16 protein-coding genes are annotated in these 16,688 nt (G+C 41.3%); 13 read left to right on the top strand and 3 right to left on the bottom strand.

What is annotated here, in order from left to right; all coding sequences use genetic code 11:
• The 6 genes from ACFE90_RS25170 to ACFE90_RS25195 all read left to right on the top strand — a co-directional run.
• On the top strand, positions 1 to 1,263 hold a 1,263-nt coding region (locus ACFE90_RS25170; protein ID WP_375505180.1), incomplete at its 5' end, for an anthranilate synthase component I.
• Between the two features lie 502 nt (positions 1,264 to 1,765).
• On the top strand, positions 1,766 to 2,044 hold the full coding sequence (gene pipX / locus ACFE90_RS25175) for a transcriptional coactivator PipX (protein ID WP_109010971.1): 279 nt from the start codon (positions 1,766 to 1,768) through the stop codon (positions 2,042 to 2,044).
• Positions 2,041 to 2,709, top strand: coding sequence for a YggS family pyridoxal phosphate-dependent enzyme (locus ACFE90_RS25180; RefSeq protein ID WP_375505181.1), 669 nt, complete (start codon positions 2,041 to 2,043; stop codon positions 2,707 to 2,709). Before pipX ends, ACFE90_RS25180 begins: the two co-directional genes overlap by 4 nt.
• A 364-nt stretch (positions 2,710 to 3,073) precedes the next feature.
• Entirely contained in the window at positions 3,074 to 3,676 is a 603-nt protein-coding gene (locus tag ACFE90_RS25185; RefSeq protein ID WP_375505182.1) for a cell division protein SepF, read from the top strand.
• A gap of 189 nt (positions 3,677 to 3,865) precedes the next feature.
• The gene (gene proC, locus ACFE90_RS25190) at positions 3,866 to 4,684 is read left to right on the top strand and encodes a pyrroline-5-carboxylate reductase (RefSeq protein WP_375505183.1); all 819 of its coding nucleotides are present in this window, start codon (positions 3,866 to 3,868) and stop codon (positions 4,682 to 4,684) included.
• Between the two features lie 156 nt (positions 4,685 to 4,840).
• Complete coding sequence (locus tag ACFE90_RS25195; protein WP_375505184.1) at positions 4,841 to 7,519, top strand: DEAD/DEAH box helicase; 2,679 nt, start codon at positions 4,841 to 4,843, stop codon at positions 7,517 to 7,519.
• Positions 7,520 to 7,888: 369 nt separating this feature from the next.
• On the opposite strand, the gene ACFE90_RS25200 is transcribed toward ACFE90_RS25195, so the two are convergent.
• A complete protein-coding gene (locus tag ACFE90_RS25200; RefSeq protein WP_375505185.1) occupies positions 7,889 to 8,269 on the bottom strand; it encodes a hypothetical protein in 381 nt (126 codons plus the stop codon).
• A 542-nt stretch (positions 8,270 to 8,811) separates the two neighbouring features.
• Between ACFE90_RS25200 and ACFE90_RS25205 the strand changes: the two genes are divergently transcribed.
• Positions 8,812 to 10,800, top strand: coding sequence for a heavy metal translocating P-type ATPase (locus ACFE90_RS25205; RefSeq protein ID WP_375505186.1), 1,989 nt, complete (start codon positions 8,812 to 8,814; stop codon positions 10,798 to 10,800).
• An 85-nt stretch (positions 10,801 to 10,885) separates the two neighbouring features.
• A complete protein-coding gene (locus tag ACFE90_RS25210) occupies positions 10,886 to 11,008 on the top strand; it encodes a hypothetical protein (protein WP_375505187.1) in 123 nt (40 codons plus the stop codon).
• Between the two features lie 256 nt (positions 11,009 to 11,264).
• Here the strand turns inward: ACFE90_RS25210 and ACFE90_RS25215 are convergent, their stop codons facing one another.
• The gene (locus ACFE90_RS25215; RefSeq protein WP_375505188.1) at positions 11,265 to 11,387 is read right to left on the bottom strand and encodes a hypothetical protein; all 123 of its coding nucleotides are present in this window, start codon (positions 11,385 to 11,387) and stop codon (positions 11,265 to 11,267) included.
• Positions 11,388 to 11,793: 406 nt separating this feature from the next.
• Between ACFE90_RS25215 and ACFE90_RS25220 the strand changes: the two genes are divergently transcribed.
• From ACFE90_RS25220 to ACFE90_RS25235, 4 genes are all read left to right on the top strand, one after another.
• Entirely contained in the window at positions 11,794 to 12,399 is a 606-nt protein-coding gene (locus ACFE90_RS25220) for an isochorismatase family cysteine hydrolase (protein ID WP_375505189.1), read from the top strand.
• A 1-nt stretch (position 12,400) separates the two neighbouring features.
• Positions 12,401 to 13,762 (top strand): ATP-binding protein, encoded by a 1,362-nt coding sequence (locus ACFE90_RS25225; protein WP_375505190.1) that lies wholly within the window; start codon positions 12,401 to 12,403, stop codon positions 13,760 to 13,762.
• Positions 13,763 to 13,971: 209 nt separating this feature from the next.
• Entirely contained in the window at positions 13,972 to 14,106 is a 135-nt protein-coding gene (locus ACFE90_RS25230) for a hypothetical protein (protein WP_375505191.1), read from the top strand.
• An 83-nt stretch (positions 14,107 to 14,189) separates the two neighbouring features.
• A complete protein-coding gene (locus tag ACFE90_RS25235; protein WP_375505192.1) occupies positions 14,190 to 14,324 on the top strand; it encodes a hypothetical protein in 135 nt (44 codons plus the stop codon).
• 419 nt (positions 14,325 to 14,743) lie between these two features.
• On the opposite strand, the gene ACFE90_RS25240 is transcribed toward ACFE90_RS25235, so the two are convergent.
• Positions 14,744 to 15,832, bottom strand: coding sequence for a Rieske 2Fe-2S domain-containing protein (locus ACFE90_RS25240; protein ID WP_375505193.1), 1,089 nt, complete (start codon positions 15,830 to 15,832; stop codon positions 14,744 to 14,746).
• A gap of 348 nt (positions 15,833 to 16,180) precedes the next feature.
• Here ACFE90_RS25240 and ACFE90_RS25245 point away from each other — a divergent pair, with 348 nt between their 5' ends.
• A complete protein-coding gene (locus tag ACFE90_RS25245) occupies positions 16,181 to 16,615 on the top strand; it encodes a heavy metal-responsive transcriptional regulator (RefSeq protein ID WP_375505194.1) in 435 nt (144 codons plus the stop codon).
• The last annotated feature ends 73 nt before the right edge of the window (positions 16,616 to 16,688 follow it).

A 16,688-nucleotide genomic window follows, 5' to 3' on the forward strand; every position in this document is an offset into this window, starting at 1 on the left:
GGAGAGGTTTTTCCTTTCCTAGAAAAGTTGTTACAGCAAGGGGTAGCGGGACATGAGGAGGAATTTACTTCCCCTGCTTCCGACCTCCCTTTCACCGGCGGTTGGTTGGGTTGGCTAGGCTATGATGTGGCATGGGAAATTGAACAGTTACCACGTCATAAAATTGATCCCCTACCATTTCCCATAGCTTTTTGGTATGAACCAGATTGTTTTACCGTTTTAGATCACGCGCAACAAATTCTTTGGCTAGCTGCCAGTGATGCAAGTGGACTCGATGAATTACAAAAGAAGTTAGTAAAGAAACACTTGGCGACAGAATTCTCGGTGTCTCCTCGTCCTCACGTCCCCGTGTCTTCTTCACCTCCTCTCTTTTTGACATCGCAAGCAGATTATGAAACAGCTGTAAACCAGGCGAAAAAATATATTCAAGCTGGAGACATCTTTCAGACAAATCTTTCATTGCGATTTCAAGCATCTACATTAGCTTCTGGTTGGGAAATTTACCAAGCCTTGCAAAAAATCAATCCTTCGCCTTTTGCCAGCTATTGGCAAACGCCTTGGGGAGAAGTGATCAGTTGTTCGCCAGAACGGTTAGTAATGTTGCAAAATCAGCAAGCCGAAACCAGACCGATCGCTGGGACGCGATCGCGTGGTGTCACTCCAGAACAAGATATGCAACTGGCACAAGATTTACTCAGCAATACCAAAGAACGTGCAGAACACATCATGCTGGTGGACTTGGAACGTAATGATTTAGGGCGAGTTTGTGAATGGGGAACGGTTACTGTTGACGAATTACTGACAATTGAGCGATATAGCCATGTGATGCATCTTGTCAGCAACATCAAAGGTACTTTAAAAGGCGAATGCACCACCATTGATTTGATCCGCGCCACGTTTCCAGGTGGCACAATCACAGGTTGTCCCAAAGTCCGTTGCATGGAAATTATCGAAGAACTAGAACCCGTGCGGCGCAGCTTGTTCTACGGTTCCTGCGGCTATTTAGATTGGCGTGGTCATTTAGATTTAAATATCTTAATCCGCACCCTGTTACTAGCCCCCGCGTCTCAAGAAGCAGACGGAGTAAATTCTTCTTCATTTCCCCACTCAAGACTCATCCCCCAGCACTCAGCACTCAACATTGTCTGGGGACAAGTTGGTGCAGGAATTGTCGCAGACAGCGATCCTGAGAAAGAATGGTATGAATCTCTGCACAAAGCCCAGGCACAACTGGCAGCCCTGAAAATGCTAAATAATCAATAGGGAATAAGGAATAGGAAATAGGGAATAGGTTATTAGTTATTCTTTCTCCCCCTGCGCCCCCTGGTCCCGCATCTCCCCACTCCCTAATTTTGTGCCATTCAGCCACAGTTGTGGCAGTATGGAAAGAAGTTGAAAAGTTAGCTGTTGCCGTTGGGAATTTCAAAGGGTGTTTTCCCTTGCCACGCTAAACTTTCAATAAGAGGGTCAGGACTGTTTTATGCCTTGTGCCGCCAGGTTGGTGTATTTGAGTCACCAAAGTATAAGGCGAAATCTATCGACAAGCCTCTACTCTTCGAGTCTACGCTTCGCGTGTCATGTTGTACCATTTCGCTTCACTACCACTAGCTTCATCTGCCCATTAGAAACTAGATCAAGGTTTTGGCAACCGCAGTTTTGCATTTTAAGGAAATATTCTGGCGAATGTTGGTATTATCGTCTGAATGTTTGGAATTCACTGCGAAAAGATATACATACTCCACCTTGACTACACCTTGACTCTTAAATGAATCCAGAAAACGCAGAAACTTACATAAACCATCCAACTTGGGGTTTACTTTACAAAATCTGTATGGTTGATGAGAACCAGGATTTGTTCACCACACTTTATGCCCAGCGCTTGTTTTTTTTGGTTGCAAATGACGTTAAAGGTGTTAAATTTCAGTCTCTAGGACGTACTGAGGCTAGAATGATGTTGGAAAATCGCTTACGTACCCTGCGGCGCAGTGGACAATCTCAGGAGTACGATCAGCTTCAGAGTGTTTTCCAACGCACCTTCCAATGAATAGTTCGATTTCCGAACGTATTGTTTCCATTCGCTCCTCCCTGCCAACTTCGGTCAAATTGATTGCTGTTAGCAAGCAAGTTCCTGCCCAGGCCATTCGGTCTGCATACTCCGCAGGAATTCGTGATTTTGCGGAGAGTCGTATCCAAGAAGCCGCCACCAAACAAGCCGAGTTGCAAGACTTACCGGATATTACCTGGCACTTTATTGGACATTTGCAAAGCAATAAAGCCAAAAAAGCTATTGAACAATTCCCTTGGATTCACTCCGTCGATAATTTGAAGCTGGCACAGCGTTTAGATCAATTGGCACAACAGCTAGGAGTGAGTCCCCAGGTTTGCCTGCAAGTGAAAATTCTCCCCGATCCCAACAAGTCTGGTTGGAGTGTGCCAGAACTTTTGGCTGATTTACCCACACTCGATCAATACAAAAATTTACAAATTCAAGGTTTGATGACAATTCCGCCTTCAGGATTAAATGATCCCGAAATTTTGAATGTATTTAATCTCAATCGTGAGCTAGCAAAGAAAATCCAGGAGCAAAACTGGTCGCACATTAAAATGCAGCACCTGTCTATGGGTATGTCAGGCGACTACGAACTGGCAGTGCAAGCAGGCGCAACGATGGTACGATTAGGAACAATTTTGTTTGGCGATCGCTCTTAGCCTTTGCTCATCAGCCTTGCTCTTCAGTATTAATAGAGATCAGGATTTGATGACAAGAATTTTGTAGCAGACTGGTGCAATTAGAAACAAAGGATATAGTATTGACAAAAGCAATCGCTAAGGGAAAATGGGGTAAAAAGGACTTTCCTTCGGACAAACCTTAGGATATAATCTTGACTCATTATTATGTTTAGGCGATGCACAGACCTTTGCAAGAAGTGTCAGTTCATCGCCCAAACCAGTAGTATGGGTTACAAATAGCAGTATACTTGCTGTAGTATCCACCGATGTAGCGCTTGCTCCTACTTAATCAATCTTAAGCCAAGTCAATATCGGCTATTCGCACCAGGAGAGTACACAGACAATGAACAATATATTTTCCAAACTCAGAGACTTTGTGGGTCTAAATGAGCAAGTTGAATACGAGTATTACGAAGAAGAACCAGAAACAGATAATAATTACCAAAATCTGTATCAGCAAGAAAATCCCCAACCACCAGCACCACAGGAAAGCCCAGCCGCTCAAAATCGACGCTGGCGGGAACCAGTGCCTACAATGGGAGATGATATAACAGCAGGTTCAAAGCCAATGGGGAATGTGATTGGTATGCCAGGAGCAATTAACGGAATTTCGGAAGTTTTAGTACTCGAACCACGCACCTTTGAAGAAATGCCCCAGGCAATTCAAGCGTTGCGAGAACGCAAGTCAGTGGTATTAAATCTGACAATCATGGACCCAGATCAAGCTCAACGAGCAGTAGATTTTGTTGCAGGTGGTACTTACGCACTAGATGGACATCAAGAGCGGATCGGTGAGAGCATCTTCTTGTTTACGCCAAGCTGTGTCCAAGTTAGCACTCAAGGTGGCGTTCTTCATGAAGTACCACAACCGCCAGCACGGCCTTCTCGTCCTACAGGTTCTCCAAATCAAACCTGGGGCAACGAAACTAACCGGATGGCACAATAAAATTAAATTAGTTGTTAGTCCTTTGTCCTTTGTGATTAGTCCTAGGTTTTGATGATGGTGACAAATGACAAAGGACAACCGACTAATGACCCTTACGGGTGACCCTCGTTCCTCGCTAACGCTGCGCTATTGCCTTTGGCGTCTCCCATTGGGAGAAGACCGCGCTAGCTTACAAATGACAAATGATAAATGACTATAAAATTTGGCTTAATTGGTGGTGGGGTAATGGGAGAAGCGCTCTTATCCCGCCTTATTGCGCGTGGAATTTATCACTCATCAGAAGTTATAGTTAGCGAACCGCTATCTTCACGCCTAGATTTTTTAAAACAGCAATACAATGTTGCTGTGACTACAGATAATAGCCAAGTTTTCGCTCAAGTCAAAGAAGTTGTCTTTTTGGCAGTAAAACCGCAGGTGTTCAGCGCGATCGCTCAAGAATTAACAGATATTGATCTTCTTAATAAAGAACACTCACCCCTAATCATTTCCATATTAGCAGGTGTGCCTTTGAGTCAGCTAGAAGCTGCATTTGTGCAATTGCCAGTTATCAGAGCAATGCCCAACACCCCAGCAACAGTGGGAGCAGGAATTACCGCCATTTGTTCAGGTGCATATACCAATGCCAAGCACTACCAAATAGCACAGCAGGTTTTTTCTGCTGTGGGGGAAGTCGTAGAAGTCTCAGAAGGGCTGATGGATGCAGTTACAGGGCTATCTGGTAGCGGTCCGGCTTACGTGGCGCTACTAGTAGAAGCACTTGCTGATGGCGGAGTATCCGCAGGTTTACCTAGAGCAATTGCTAATCAACTAGCATTGCAAACCGTACTAGGAACAGCAAAACTGTTACATGAAACCAAAATGCACCCAGCAGAACTTAAAGATCGCGTTACCAGCCCTGGTGGTACAACCATTGCGGGGATTGCCAAGCTAGAACAGGCAGGATTTCGTTCAGCTTTAATAGAAGCAGTCAAAGCTGCCACAGAGCGATCGCAAGAACTGGGAAAATGAGAGACTGGGAAAATGAGAGACTGGGGACTGGGGACTAGGGACTGGGGACTGGGTGCTGAAATTCTTCTCTATACCCAATCCCCAATCCCCAATCCCTAACGAAGTTGACAAAAGACTCGTTAGTATAGTAGACAATCTGGTTGCAAATGTGATTGAGTGAATTATCCTGCACCGTCTCCAGAACTTGACTTAGGGTCTATATTTCCCTTTGATCTGGATCAGTTTCAAAAAGAAGCGATCGCGTCCCTAAACGCCGGACGCTCCGTAGTCGTATGTGCGCCCACAGGTTCGGGCAAAACATTAGTCGGGGAATACGCTATTTATCGCGCCCTGGCGCGAGGAAAACGTGTATTTTATACTACTCCCCTAAAGGCGCTGTCGAATCAAAAATTGCGTGACTTTCGAGAAAAATTCGGGTTTGATCAAGTTGGACTGTTAACTGGAGATGCCTCCATTAACAGAGATGCACCGATTTTAGTGATGACCACAGAAATTTTCCGAAATATGCTCTATGGCACACCCATTGGGCAAGTCGGTATCTCATTAGTAGACGTTGAAGCGGTGATACTTGATGAGTGCCACTACATGAACGATCGCCAGCGCGGTACTGTTTGGGAAGAATCAATCATCTATTGTCCCCGTGAAGTCCAACTAGCAGCCCTCTCAGCAACGGTTGCCAATAGCGAGCAACTCACCGATTGGCTAAACCGCGTTCACGGCCCAACTGACCTGATTTACTCCGATTTTCGCCCAGTTCCCTTGGAATTTTACTTTTGCAATCCCAAAGGGTTATTTCCCCTGCTAAATGATAGCAAAACCAAAATTAACCCCCGCCTTATTCAGAAGAAGAAAGGGAGAGGGGGAGAAAGGGAGAGGGGGAGAAGTGGTAGACCAGAGGCTCCTGGAATAGTTTTTACCTTGAGCCAGTTAGAGCAACGGGATATGCTACCAGCGATTTACTTTATTTTCAGCCGCCGGGGATGTGATAAAGCCGTGGCGGAAGTTGGTGATTTATGGCTGGTAAATAATGAAGAGTCCCAGATTTTACGGCAACAGATTGATGACTTTTTAGCGCGCAATCCCGAAGCAGGGCGTTCTGGGCAAATTGCACCCCTATACCGGGGAATTGCTGCCCACCACGCCGGAATTTTGCCTGCTTGGAAAGCATTGGTAGAAGAACTATTTCAGCAAGGGCTGATTAAAGTAGTATTTGCTACTGAAACATTAGCGGCGGGAATTAATATGCCTGCCCGGACAACGGTAATTTCTACCCTTTCCAAACGTACCGATACCGGACACCGCTTGTTAAACGCTTCCGAATTCTTGCAAATGGCGGGACGAGCAGGCCGCCGGGGGATGGATAAACAAGGTCATGTGGTGACGGTCCAAACTCCCTTTGAAGGAGCTAAAGAAGCAGCGTATTTGGGAACATCCAAGCCAGATCCCCTTGTAAGCCAGTTTACGCCCAGTTATGGCATGGTATTAAACTTGCTGCAAACACATACCCTAGAGCAAACCAGGGAACTGATAGAACGCAGCTTTGGGCAGTACATGGCTACCTTGCATTTAAGACCAGAATATGATGAGATTGCCGAACTGCAAACACAATTAGCTCAACTTCATGAGCAAATCGCCGCAGTTGATGAAAATGAACTGGCTATTTATGAGAAATTGCGGCAACGCCTGAAAGTAGAACGCCAGATATTGAAAACCTTGCAAGAGCAAGCGCAGGAAGATAGACAAGAAGAATTGGGGATGATGTTGGGATTTGCAGTGTCAGGAACTCTGTTGAGTCTCAAAGGTAAAAACATCACAGTATCTTCGCCCGTAACCGCAGTTTTAGTGGGCAAATCGCCTGGTTCTGGTCAAGCTCCTTACTTGGTATGCTTGGGACATGATAATCGCTGGTATGTGGCAACAACAGGGGATGTAGTCGATTTGTATGCCGAACTGCCGCGAATTGAAGTGCCACCTGATTTACTACCACCGCCAGAGATGCCTTTGAAGCCAGGACAGTCACGCCGGGGTAATCAAGAAACCTTTGCGATCGCCACGCATATTCCCAATCCGGTAGAATCTTTGAATCTGGCTCCAGAAGTAGCAGAACAACTCAGTCGCACTGCTGCCGTCCAAGAGCAATTAGAAGCTCATCCCCTACATCAATCAGGCAATGCTGCCACGCTTTTCAAGCGCCGGGCCCGCTATGTTGAACTAGAAGCCGAACTTGAACAGTTGCAAGGGCAAGTAGAGCAACAGTCACAACGTCATTGGGAAGAATTTCTCAATTTAATCGCAATTCTGCAACACTTTGGCGCTTTAGATAACTTAGTGCCCACAGTATTAGGGCGAATTGCTGCCGCCATTCGAGGCGAGAATGAATTGTGGCTTGGTTTAGTATTCGCTAGTGGTGAATTGGACAACTTAGATCCGCACCATTTAGCCGCCGCCGCCGCCGCTTTGGTGATGGAAACCCCTCGTCCAGATAGCAAAGTTAACTTTGAGCTTAGTAATGAAGTAGCAGAAGCCTTAGCAAAATTGCGGGGAATTCGCCGTCAAATGTTCCAACTACAACGGCGGTATAACGTAGCGCTGCCTATATGGTTGGAGTTTGAGTTAATTGCGATCGTGGAACAATGGGCGCTAGGAATGGAGTGGATAGAACTCTGCGAGAACACCACCTTGGATGAAGGCGACGTGGTAAGAATTCTAAGGCGGACGTTGGATTTATTATCGCAAATACCCCACGTTCCCCATTTACCAGACTCTTTCTTGCGTAATGCCTATCGAGCGATGCAGTTGATCGATAGATTCCCTGTAAATGAGGTGGTTGAATAAACAAGACGCTTTTACAGAGTATTTGATAATTTTTGTGCGTCTTTTTATTTCAGGACTTATGCAAAACTGGACGCTGTAGGGGCAATTCATGAATTGCTTCTACAAACCGCCCCAGAAATGAATTTATATTTTACCAAATAATAGTAGTACAATGTCCAAGCTAGTTTTAAGGGTTTGTAGTAAGGACTTTAGTGCTTAGAAGATAAGGAATAAAGTCCTCACTAATAACTTACTAACCCGTTAATTTAAACTTGACAGACTAGTAGTAGTATTTAGTTAAAAATGCTTTTTTGGTTTCGTATATGTTCTATATGTGATTAATCACGCGTATCTAACAGAAGTTATAGTTGCTATCAGCGCTTTTCAATCTTAATACACCAAGTTTCCAGTACCGCGCAACTGCCGCAAAGAATTGATACATAATGGACAGTCGCAGCCAAATGTCTTAATGGCAGCATCACTTTCCTCGTCAGTAAAATTCAGCATGGCAATATTTTGATCTGATACTGATGTAACAATGGTTGCGGAACGTCCAGAAGTATACGGTTGCTTTCTCTCTGAATCTCGAATGCACACAAAATCTTTTCCACCATGTGGATTAGTGATACAGGTACGACCATCTTCTGTGTGCAGTAATCGCTGTGTAATAGAAGTACTAGCATGGGCAGGATGAAATACTACCAGCGTAGACATCATTGACACAAAGATTGAGGAAGTGGAAAGCAAATTCAAAAGAATTTTTTTGTTCATAGATTTACTTGAGAAAATTGTCTACTAGTTTAGGGTATTCGATTCACTTTCAAACTTCAAGTGGATTTTCCCTAAGAATAGCTAGCTATGATATGACACTTGTTACTCAAGAATGTTCCCTATCACCCAGTTTGATCGCAAATTAACTGCTACAGCAGAATTCAGAAGTCAAACAACCTCGATATCTGGCTTGAAAACCTTAGTCGTCTACTTCAGCAAATTTAAATCCGCTCTATTATCCCTAAGATGGTGATTGTTGGCTTGATGTCAGCAATTTCCTTTTAATAATCTTATGCAGAGCGATTTATCGCTCACTACGAACAAAAGTCATGTTGTACATTATTCTATACAACTAAGAATCAGTATGGCTATCTTTTCAAGCTTTAAAAGCTTAATTTTAGCTAAAAATAGGATAAATTATTTAGCAATAATTTTGATATAGATTCTCGTTCTTAAATTATCAACTTGTAAAAAGCTCTTTTTTTTATTACATTTGGAAAAAGGCTCAGATATCAAGTAATTTACTATCCTCAACAGAAAAAATGAAGCGTAAAGTATATTCAGAATCTTCAAATTGTTGCAACTGTGAACATAACCATCACGAGAATCATAACCATGATCATAATCATGATGATAATCATAACCATGACCACAATCATGACCACGGTGGAGAATTAAATCTGAAAAATGAGATATTGCCTTTAGTAGCGATTTTAAGTTTATATGCGCCCGGTGTAATTTTTGAAAATCAATTACACAATACATTCTACTCAATAGGTGAATATCTGCTTTTTATTCCTGCCTATTTATTAAGTGGATGGAGTGTTTTAAAAACTGCTGGACGCAATATCCTCAAAGGTAGAATATTCGATGAAATGTTTTTAATGGCAGTAGCGACATTAGGGGCGATCGCAATTCATAAGTTACCCGAAGCTGTGGGAGTCATGTTATTTTATAAAATTGGGGAATTGTTTCAAGATATTGCCGTTAGCCGTTCCCGTAATTCGATCAAAGCTTTATTAGAAGTACGTCCAGATTATGCTAATATTCAAACAAAGGGAGAATTAAAAAAAGTATCCCCAAATACAGTAAACATTGGAGATATTATCGTCGTCAAACCTGGGGAAAAGATTCCTTTAGATGGTGAGATTATAGATGGGAATTCACAAGTCGATACATCTGCTTTAACTGGAGAGTCTGTACCGCGATCGGTGAGGCTGGGAGAGACAGTTTTGGCTGGGATGATTAATAAAATGGGTGTTCTTAGCATTAAAGTAACAAAACTATTTGATGACTCTTCCATTGCTAAGATTTTGGACTTGGTGCAAAACGCCAAAAGTAAAAAAGCAGAAACAGAAAAATTTATTACTAAATTTGCCCGATATTACACGCCAATCGTAGTTTTTATATCTTTAGCAGTTGCATTATTACCTTCTTTATTCATTGCTGGCGCAACTTCTTCAGAATGGGTTTATCGCGCTCTAATTTTACTAGTTATTTCCTGTCCCTGTGGACTAGTGATCAGTATTCCCTTAGGTTACTTTGGAGGCGTAGGAGGTGCAGCTAAACGTGGTATTTTGATTAAAGGCTCTACTTTTTTAGATGCTTTAAATGCAGTGAATACAGTTGTTTTTGATAAAACTGGAACGTTAACTCACGGTGTATTTAAAGTAGCAAAAGTAGTACCATCAAATGGCTACGTTGAACAAGAATTGCTGCAATTAGCCGCCAAAGTAGAATTGCACTCGAATCATCCCATTGCTCAATCTATCCGCAAAGCTTATGGTGGAAAAATCGATGAATTTGAAGTGAGAGATTATGAAGAAATAGCAGGCTATGGAATTAGAGCCAAGGTTGAAAATAGGGTAGTGATAGCAGGAAGCGATCGCTTATTACATAGAGAGAATATTGCTCATGATAATTGCCAGTTAGAAGGAACAGTTATTCATCTAGCAGTGGATAATATTTACGCTGGGTATATTGTCATTGCTGATGAACCCAAAGAAGATGCGAGACTTGCTATTCAAGCACTCAAAGGAATGGGTGTAGAGAGAACAGTAATGTTGACAGGAGATAATCAGGCGATCGCATCTCGCATTGCTGAACAGCTAGGTATAGATGCTTACGAAGCAGAGTTATTACCAGAAGAAAAAGTCAATGCCATTGAGAAGTTACTCAGTACCGTTGGTAAGCATAGTAAAGTTGCCTTTGTTGGAGATGGCATTAATGATGCGCCAGTGATTGCTAGAGCAGATGTTGGTATAGCAATGGGTGGGTTAGGCTCAGATGCGGCGATCGAAACTGCCGACATTGTGATTATGACAGATGCACCCTCAAAAGTGGCAGAAGCAATACAAATCGCCAGAAAAACCCGCAGAATTGTTTGGCAAAATATCGGTTTTGCGTTAGCAATTAAAGGTGTATTTATTGGATTGGGTATTTTAGGCGTAGCGACAATGTGGGAAGCTGTATTTGCTGATGTGGGAGTAGCTTTACTTGCAATTTTCAACGCAACTAGAGTTATGAAATAAACTTATTGGGAAATCGGGAATCCGTAATTGGGAAATTGTAGAAGTTAAAACTGAAAAGCAATAACTAAATCGGATTCTCGCAGAGGTGGCTAATTTAATCCGGGATGACCTCCTGCGATCGCATATAAATAGTTTTGTCCTCAAAGCCACGATGTCCCCGACTGCTGAAACCCAAATGTTAAACGCACGTAGCCGTTCACAGTTTTGAGGTTTCTTGCAAAGGCATAGGCTACGCCCACTTCTGAGATATTGATCAGGGAATATTGGGCTTTAATAAACCAAAAGGACATATTGAGGATCTAACTTTTCACGGTATGTGGAAAAGCCCATTTTGAGGGTTTTCCAAGCCCTGATTTTTTCGTTAACTATTTTCATTAACTTAAAGCTATTGAGAATTAACCTGTGGAAAAAGTCACGTTTTTTTGGGGCTTGAGGACTTCCCGTGAAAAGTCACCCCTCTTTTGTCACTTTCGGTAGAGAATAATTTGTAACCCTCGTCCAGATAGGATTTTAACTGTAGAGCTTTGTTTGAAGGTTTCTATTAGTTTGCGATCGCTAATCTTCGCACTAAATCGAGGTTTCATCATTTAGCCCCAATTTTTATTTCCCCAGAGTGACAAAAGAGGGGTCACACCAATTTGAAAAAAAAATGCGACAGATATACACTCTCAAACCCTTGTGATATCTAGTTTTCTTCATTTTAAATTTTGTTAGCGCAGCGTAAAGCCTTCTCTTCTCCCTTGGCGTTAGCCTCTCCCTTTGGGAGAAGGGGAGACGCTAATGCGAACGAGAGGCAACGCCTTCGGCATGGCAACGCTTAGAGCGAGTCCGCGTACCCCTACGGGGATCTTGCTATGCGTAGCGTCTCGTAGAGAACGTCATTTTGAATTTTGAATTGGTATCAGATATGTTCTCCCTGTTAGTTATCGTTAGAAACACACTTAAAACGGGAATAATAAAGTGTCTGTACCATACTAAATAGTTAGAAATACAATGCAACCCCAAAGTACTGCTGTGATCTTGATTGGTTATCAAAATGACTACTTTGCAGCCGATGGTATTCTACATAATGTCATTGAGGAATCCTCAAGGGCCACCAAAGTATTAGAAAACACCGTTGAGCTTGTACAATGTTTGCTGCAAACTCCAGTGTTAATGATTGCCACACCGATTTTTTTTACGCCAAACTACCAGGAATTGGTTGAACCTGTTGGCATTCTTAAAACTATCAAGGAAGTTGGGGCTTTTCAAGCTGGTACGAAAGGATCGCAGATGATTGATGAGTTGCTACCTTTTGGCAGCAGAATTCTCGAAGTTCCGGGAAAACGAGGATTTAATGCTTTCATGAATACTAACTTAGACATGATTCTCCATGAAAAAGAGATTACTCATGTAGTTCTAGCTGGTGCAGTCACTTCGGTTTGTATTGATTCTACAGGTCGTTCTGCCCATGAGAAAGGTTATCAGGTTGTTCTTTTGTCTGATTGCACTTCTGCTCGCACGGTGTTTGAGCAAGAATTCTACCACACTCACGTCTTCCCCTTATACGCCGATACAATTAACCATACCGAGCTACTTCAGCGTTTGAGAGTACAGTAGAATGTCAGATTTAAGCAATGAATTGCATACACAGATTCAGTACAGTTTGATTGAAAAATTGTCTGAATCCGAACGGCGTTACCGGGAATTGGTGAATAGTCTGCGCGAAATTGTGTTTAAGTGCGATCGCTTGGGTAATCTCAATTTCCTCAACCGAGCCTGGACAAATACCCTTGGTTATGGGATAGAAAATGTCATCGGTAGTGCTTTAGGCAATTTCATTGACTTGGATGATCAGCACTTGTGGTCAGAAACTCTAGAAAAGCTACAAACCGGAGTAGAGGTTTGTCAAGAACTCCGCTTTTACCATCAAACTGGTGTAATTGTTTGGTTGGAACTATCTGCTCAACCTCAAAGTGAAACAGAATTCTCTGGCTCACTGAGCAATATTAGCGATCGCAAACACGCAGAAGCATTACTGAAGCAAACGAATGAGGAACTGGAAGCTAGGGTAGAACAACGAAATATTGAGCTAATTCAAGCTAATCACAACCTAAAAGTTACCCTTGAGAAACTCAAATATACTCAGGCTCAACTGGTGCAAACTGAAAAAATGTCGAGTTTGCGGCAATTAGTTGCAGGGATTGCTCACGAAATTAATAATCCAGTTAACTTTATTTACGCTAATCTTACCCATGCATCTGAGTATACAGAAGTCTTATTAAAAATCTTGCAACTCTACCAGCAAACCTATCCAGTTCCCTCGCTACACATTCAAGAAGCAATAATAACCTGGGATTTGGACTTTATTCAAAAAGATTTAGGTAAGTTGCTGGAGTCGATGCAAGTTGGCAGCGAACGCATTAGAGAAATTGTGCTGTTACTGCGAAATTTTTCTCGGTTGGATGAAGCAGATATCAAAAATGTTGATATTCACGCAGGTATCAATCACACAATCACATTACTGCGTCACCGCTTCCAAAGTGAGTCGGGAAATATGGGAATTCAAATAATTACAAACTATGGAGTAATTCCCCAGGTAAAGTGCTATCCCGCGCAACTGAATCAAGTATTTCTGAATATTTTAAATAACGCTATTTATGCTTTAAATGAGGCAATTGCTAATCTATCAATTATTCAAAATTCTCATTATCAACCGTTCGTTCCTACTATTTGGATTAATACTGATATTATTGATGAAACTTGGCTTAATATTCGCATTAAAAACAATGGTCTGGGTATTCATGAATCGGTAATTTCCAAAATATTTGATCCATTTTTTACAACAAAACCTGTTGGTAAAGGAACTGGACTTGGCTTATTTATCAGTTATCAGATTGTAGTAGAAATGCACCAAGGCAAGTTAACATGTAACTCAAAAACAAGTCAGGAAACAGAATTTTGCATCCAAATTCCCATCTAAGGGACTTCCAGTAAATAAAATATACAGATAATTAAAATCCGCTTTTTGCACTTCAAAATGCAACATAAAATATTACAATTTTATCGCTGGTGAAGTAAGTAAAAATGATTGACTAGAAAATTACCTGGATGTCCTCCGAGCAGTATCTACAATATGAAATCGATGGATTATAAGAACAGTCTGAACTACTAGCCCAGAAGTTAAAAAGGTTGCGTCACGATTATGCGATCGCAGTAGATACTCTCATTCGCTTTCAATTAGAAAAGCAAATTGAACTGGTGCAAGTAAATTTTTATCTGGTGAAGCAGATACTATTGAGACTAGTCCAATTTCTACTAGCTTAAGTCCTGGACAACGACGGCGATCGCAACAAAAACTAGACGCACTTAAGGTAGAATTTGACATCCGCAGCGAGAAGTTTAAGCAAATGACGAAAGCTGTAGCTATTGAGGCTGGTACGGCAGTTAAGTTTCAATTAGAACAGCAACTTCTTGATGAAGAGGCAAAACTGGCACATCTTAGCAATGAACTGGATAAAATTGAGTCTGCATTGCAATTATGAGACTATGTAAATATACAGTTATTTGGCTGATGAAAATCAGGATTTCCTAACCCAGAAAATAAGGAAAACATAGATATTAAGTTAATTGGTGTTTGTTTATACTATTTCAAATTTTTGTAATGGTTATACTCATGACTTAGGTTCTACCTGGGAATTAGGAAGTGGCTTTGCCACTTCTTTTTATTTATTCTGGTAGCCCAGTAAAAAATAAATTAAAAGTTCAAAGTAATTTCGTTGAACTTTTATTAATTGTTATACTATTTGACAAAATACCTGCTATAGCTACATTTTTAGGGGCATACAGTTGTACGCCCCTAGAGCCGATTCATTTGTTGCAAAGATTGTTGACAATGCTATAATTTCGTGTGCGTTTAATTGATCGACGAGCCTGACGGAATTCTGGGCATGTAGACATGATCTTAATCATTACTCATTTTATCTTGCCATCTCTCACGCTTGGGCTTGCTTTGCACATCGCGCGATCGCGCTTCTTGCCAAGTCCCCCACATTAGGGATTGCTGTTTTTCAACATGGTTAATAAACTGCATGATTGGCTGATCTTCTTTGATGGGAGTTTTCAAATCAAACTGAATTGTTTGAAGAATCTTGATGTCACCCATCAGAAAGTACTTAGCTGCAATCTTAGTCAGCCATAGCACAACTCGATTGTATAACCAACCAAAAATTCCTTTACGTTTTTTAGTCATCAACATAACTTGACCTTCAGTTTTTCCCCCTTCGTGGAGGCGAACTGCAACCATCATGTGGACATGGAAGAAATCAGGGCCAAGTGTCACAATGCCAATGCTACCATACCAATAGCAAATACTGTAAGTTATGGCATTTTTATAGAAAATACGAATGAGCTTAATGAAAAAGAAATTGTCTTTGATAGGTGTAGTATTACTGAAGATAATTGCATTCTCGTTCAGTTCTTGTCTTTCAAAAATAATTTCTATTGGCAGCTTGTGAACTGTATTGAGGTGTTGAGCATCAATCGCATTAATCATCACCACGCTAGGGTGACAGTTCATCACAAAATGAGAATGGATGGCGACATCACACTCTTTTTGTTCTAATTCTGGAACAAAAGGTAAGGGTTGTTGTGGTATTTCTCCAGTCCAAACCCAAATCATTCCATACTTCTCAGCAGTGGGCCAAGTTTGTAATTCTAAGGAAGGCGGTGTATCTAAACATGGAATATCAATACACATCCCTTCAGCATCAAACTTCCAGTGGTGGAAAAAACAACGTAGTGCATTACCCTCAACTTTGCCTTCAGCAAGGTGAGCGCCCATGTGTGGACAGTAGGCATCAAAGGTAGCTACTTTTTTATCTTTACCACGGTAAATCACTAGTTCTCTGCCCAAAATCGTGACAGATTTTACTTCACTTACCCGCAGATTTCGAGAGGGTATTACCCAATACCATCCCTCAATAAAATGCTCTGGATTATTGAAGTTTTTAGGTTTACGGGTTGAACTAAAAGTCTGCGAGTTGAGATTCATTTTTATGGTTTCACTTGAGGTGAAGCTGTTGATCTAGAAGTAACATGAAAACTAGAATAAAACAGTTACTTTCAGTACCATGAAAAACAGTGACCCAATAAATGGAGCAAATTAGAGAGACGAAATATTGAGTTAAATTTATTGAAAATGTTAAAATTATGCTAGTCAAATCTCAGCCCATGTAAGCTAATATCCATTCAAAATAGATATTTGAAAAATCACAACTTAGTAATATCTCTAATTAGATCAAAATTTAAACTACTGACGCTAACATTTTGCTAAACTCTTAAATGAGTTAATCAATAGAAAAATATGTAATAATAGTTACAATATTTGGGAAAATCTGCCGTGTTAACTCAGGATAAAAAACTGCTTTTAATTGGTCAGGTAAGAGATATAAGCAAAATCCCCATTAGGACAATTCGCTATTACGAGAGTTTAGGTTTAATTAAATCATCAAGACGAACAGAGGGAGGCTTCCGCCAGTTTTCATTGGATGTGCTGACTCGTCTAGCGTTCATTAAAAGGGCACAAAATCTTGGTCTTAGCTTAGAGGAGATTGGAAATATTCTTCAGGTTTATGACCAAGGACAAACTCCTTGTGGTGAAATTCAAGAAAAGCTTGAAGAGAAGCTCTTACAAATTGATCACCAAATTGATCAGTTGTTAACTTTACGGTCTGAAATAAAGGGATTACTTTCAGGCTGGAAAAATATGGGCGAACAGCATGAGGATACAATTTGTCCTATCATTCAAAACACTAGTACCGTAGGGCGGAATTAAAAATTAAAAAATAAAGCAATTTTTGGCGTTGCTGAATAAAGGGATGAATTGATTTATGCAGGTACAGTTTGAT

It is taken from the genome of uncultured Nostoc sp., from assembly GCF_964245445.1.
Taxonomy (GTDB): domain Bacteria; phylum Cyanobacteriota; class Cyanobacteriia; order Cyanobacteriales; family Nostocaceae; genus Nostoc.

Coding starts and splice junctions, on each gene's coding strand:
- pipX (WP_109010971.1), top strand. CDS start 1,766: ATGAATCCAGAAAACGCAGAAACTTACATAAACCATCCAACTTGGGGT.
- ACFE90_RS25180 (WP_375505181.1), top strand. CDS start 2,041: ATGAATAGTTCGATTTCCGAACGTATTGTTTCCATTCGCTCCTCCCTG.
- ACFE90_RS25185 (WP_375505182.1), top strand. CDS start 3,074: ATGAACAATATATTTTCCAAACTCAGAGACTTTGTGGGTCTAAATGAG.
- proC (WP_375505183.1), top strand. CDS start 3,866: ATGACTATAAAATTTGGCTTAATTGGTGGTGGGGTAATGGGAGAAGCG.
- ACFE90_RS25200 (WP_375505185.1), bottom strand. CDS start 8,269: ATGAACAAAAAAATTCTTTTGAATTTGCTTTCCACTTCCTCAATCTTT.
- ACFE90_RS25205 (WP_375505186.1), top strand. CDS start 8,812: ATGAAGCGTAAAGTATATTCAGAATCTTCAAATTGTTGCAACTGTGAA.
- ACFE90_RS25215 (WP_375505188.1), bottom strand. CDS start 11,387: ATGATGAAACCTCGATTTAGTGCGAAGATTAGCGATCGCAAACTAATA.
- ACFE90_RS25220 (WP_375505189.1), top strand. CDS start 11,794: ATGCAACCCCAAAGTACTGCTGTGATCTTGATTGGTTATCAAAATGAC.
- ACFE90_RS25225 (WP_375505190.1), top strand. CDS start 12,401: ATGTCAGATTTAAGCAATGAATTGCATACACAGATTCAGTACAGTTTG.
- ACFE90_RS25235 (WP_375505192.1), top strand. CDS start 14,190: ATGACGAAAGCTGTAGCTATTGAGGCTGGTACGGCAGTTAAGTTTCAA.
- ACFE90_RS25240 (WP_375505193.1), bottom strand. CDS start 15,832: ATGAATCTCAACTCGCAGACTTTTAGTTCAACCCGTAAACCTAAAAAC.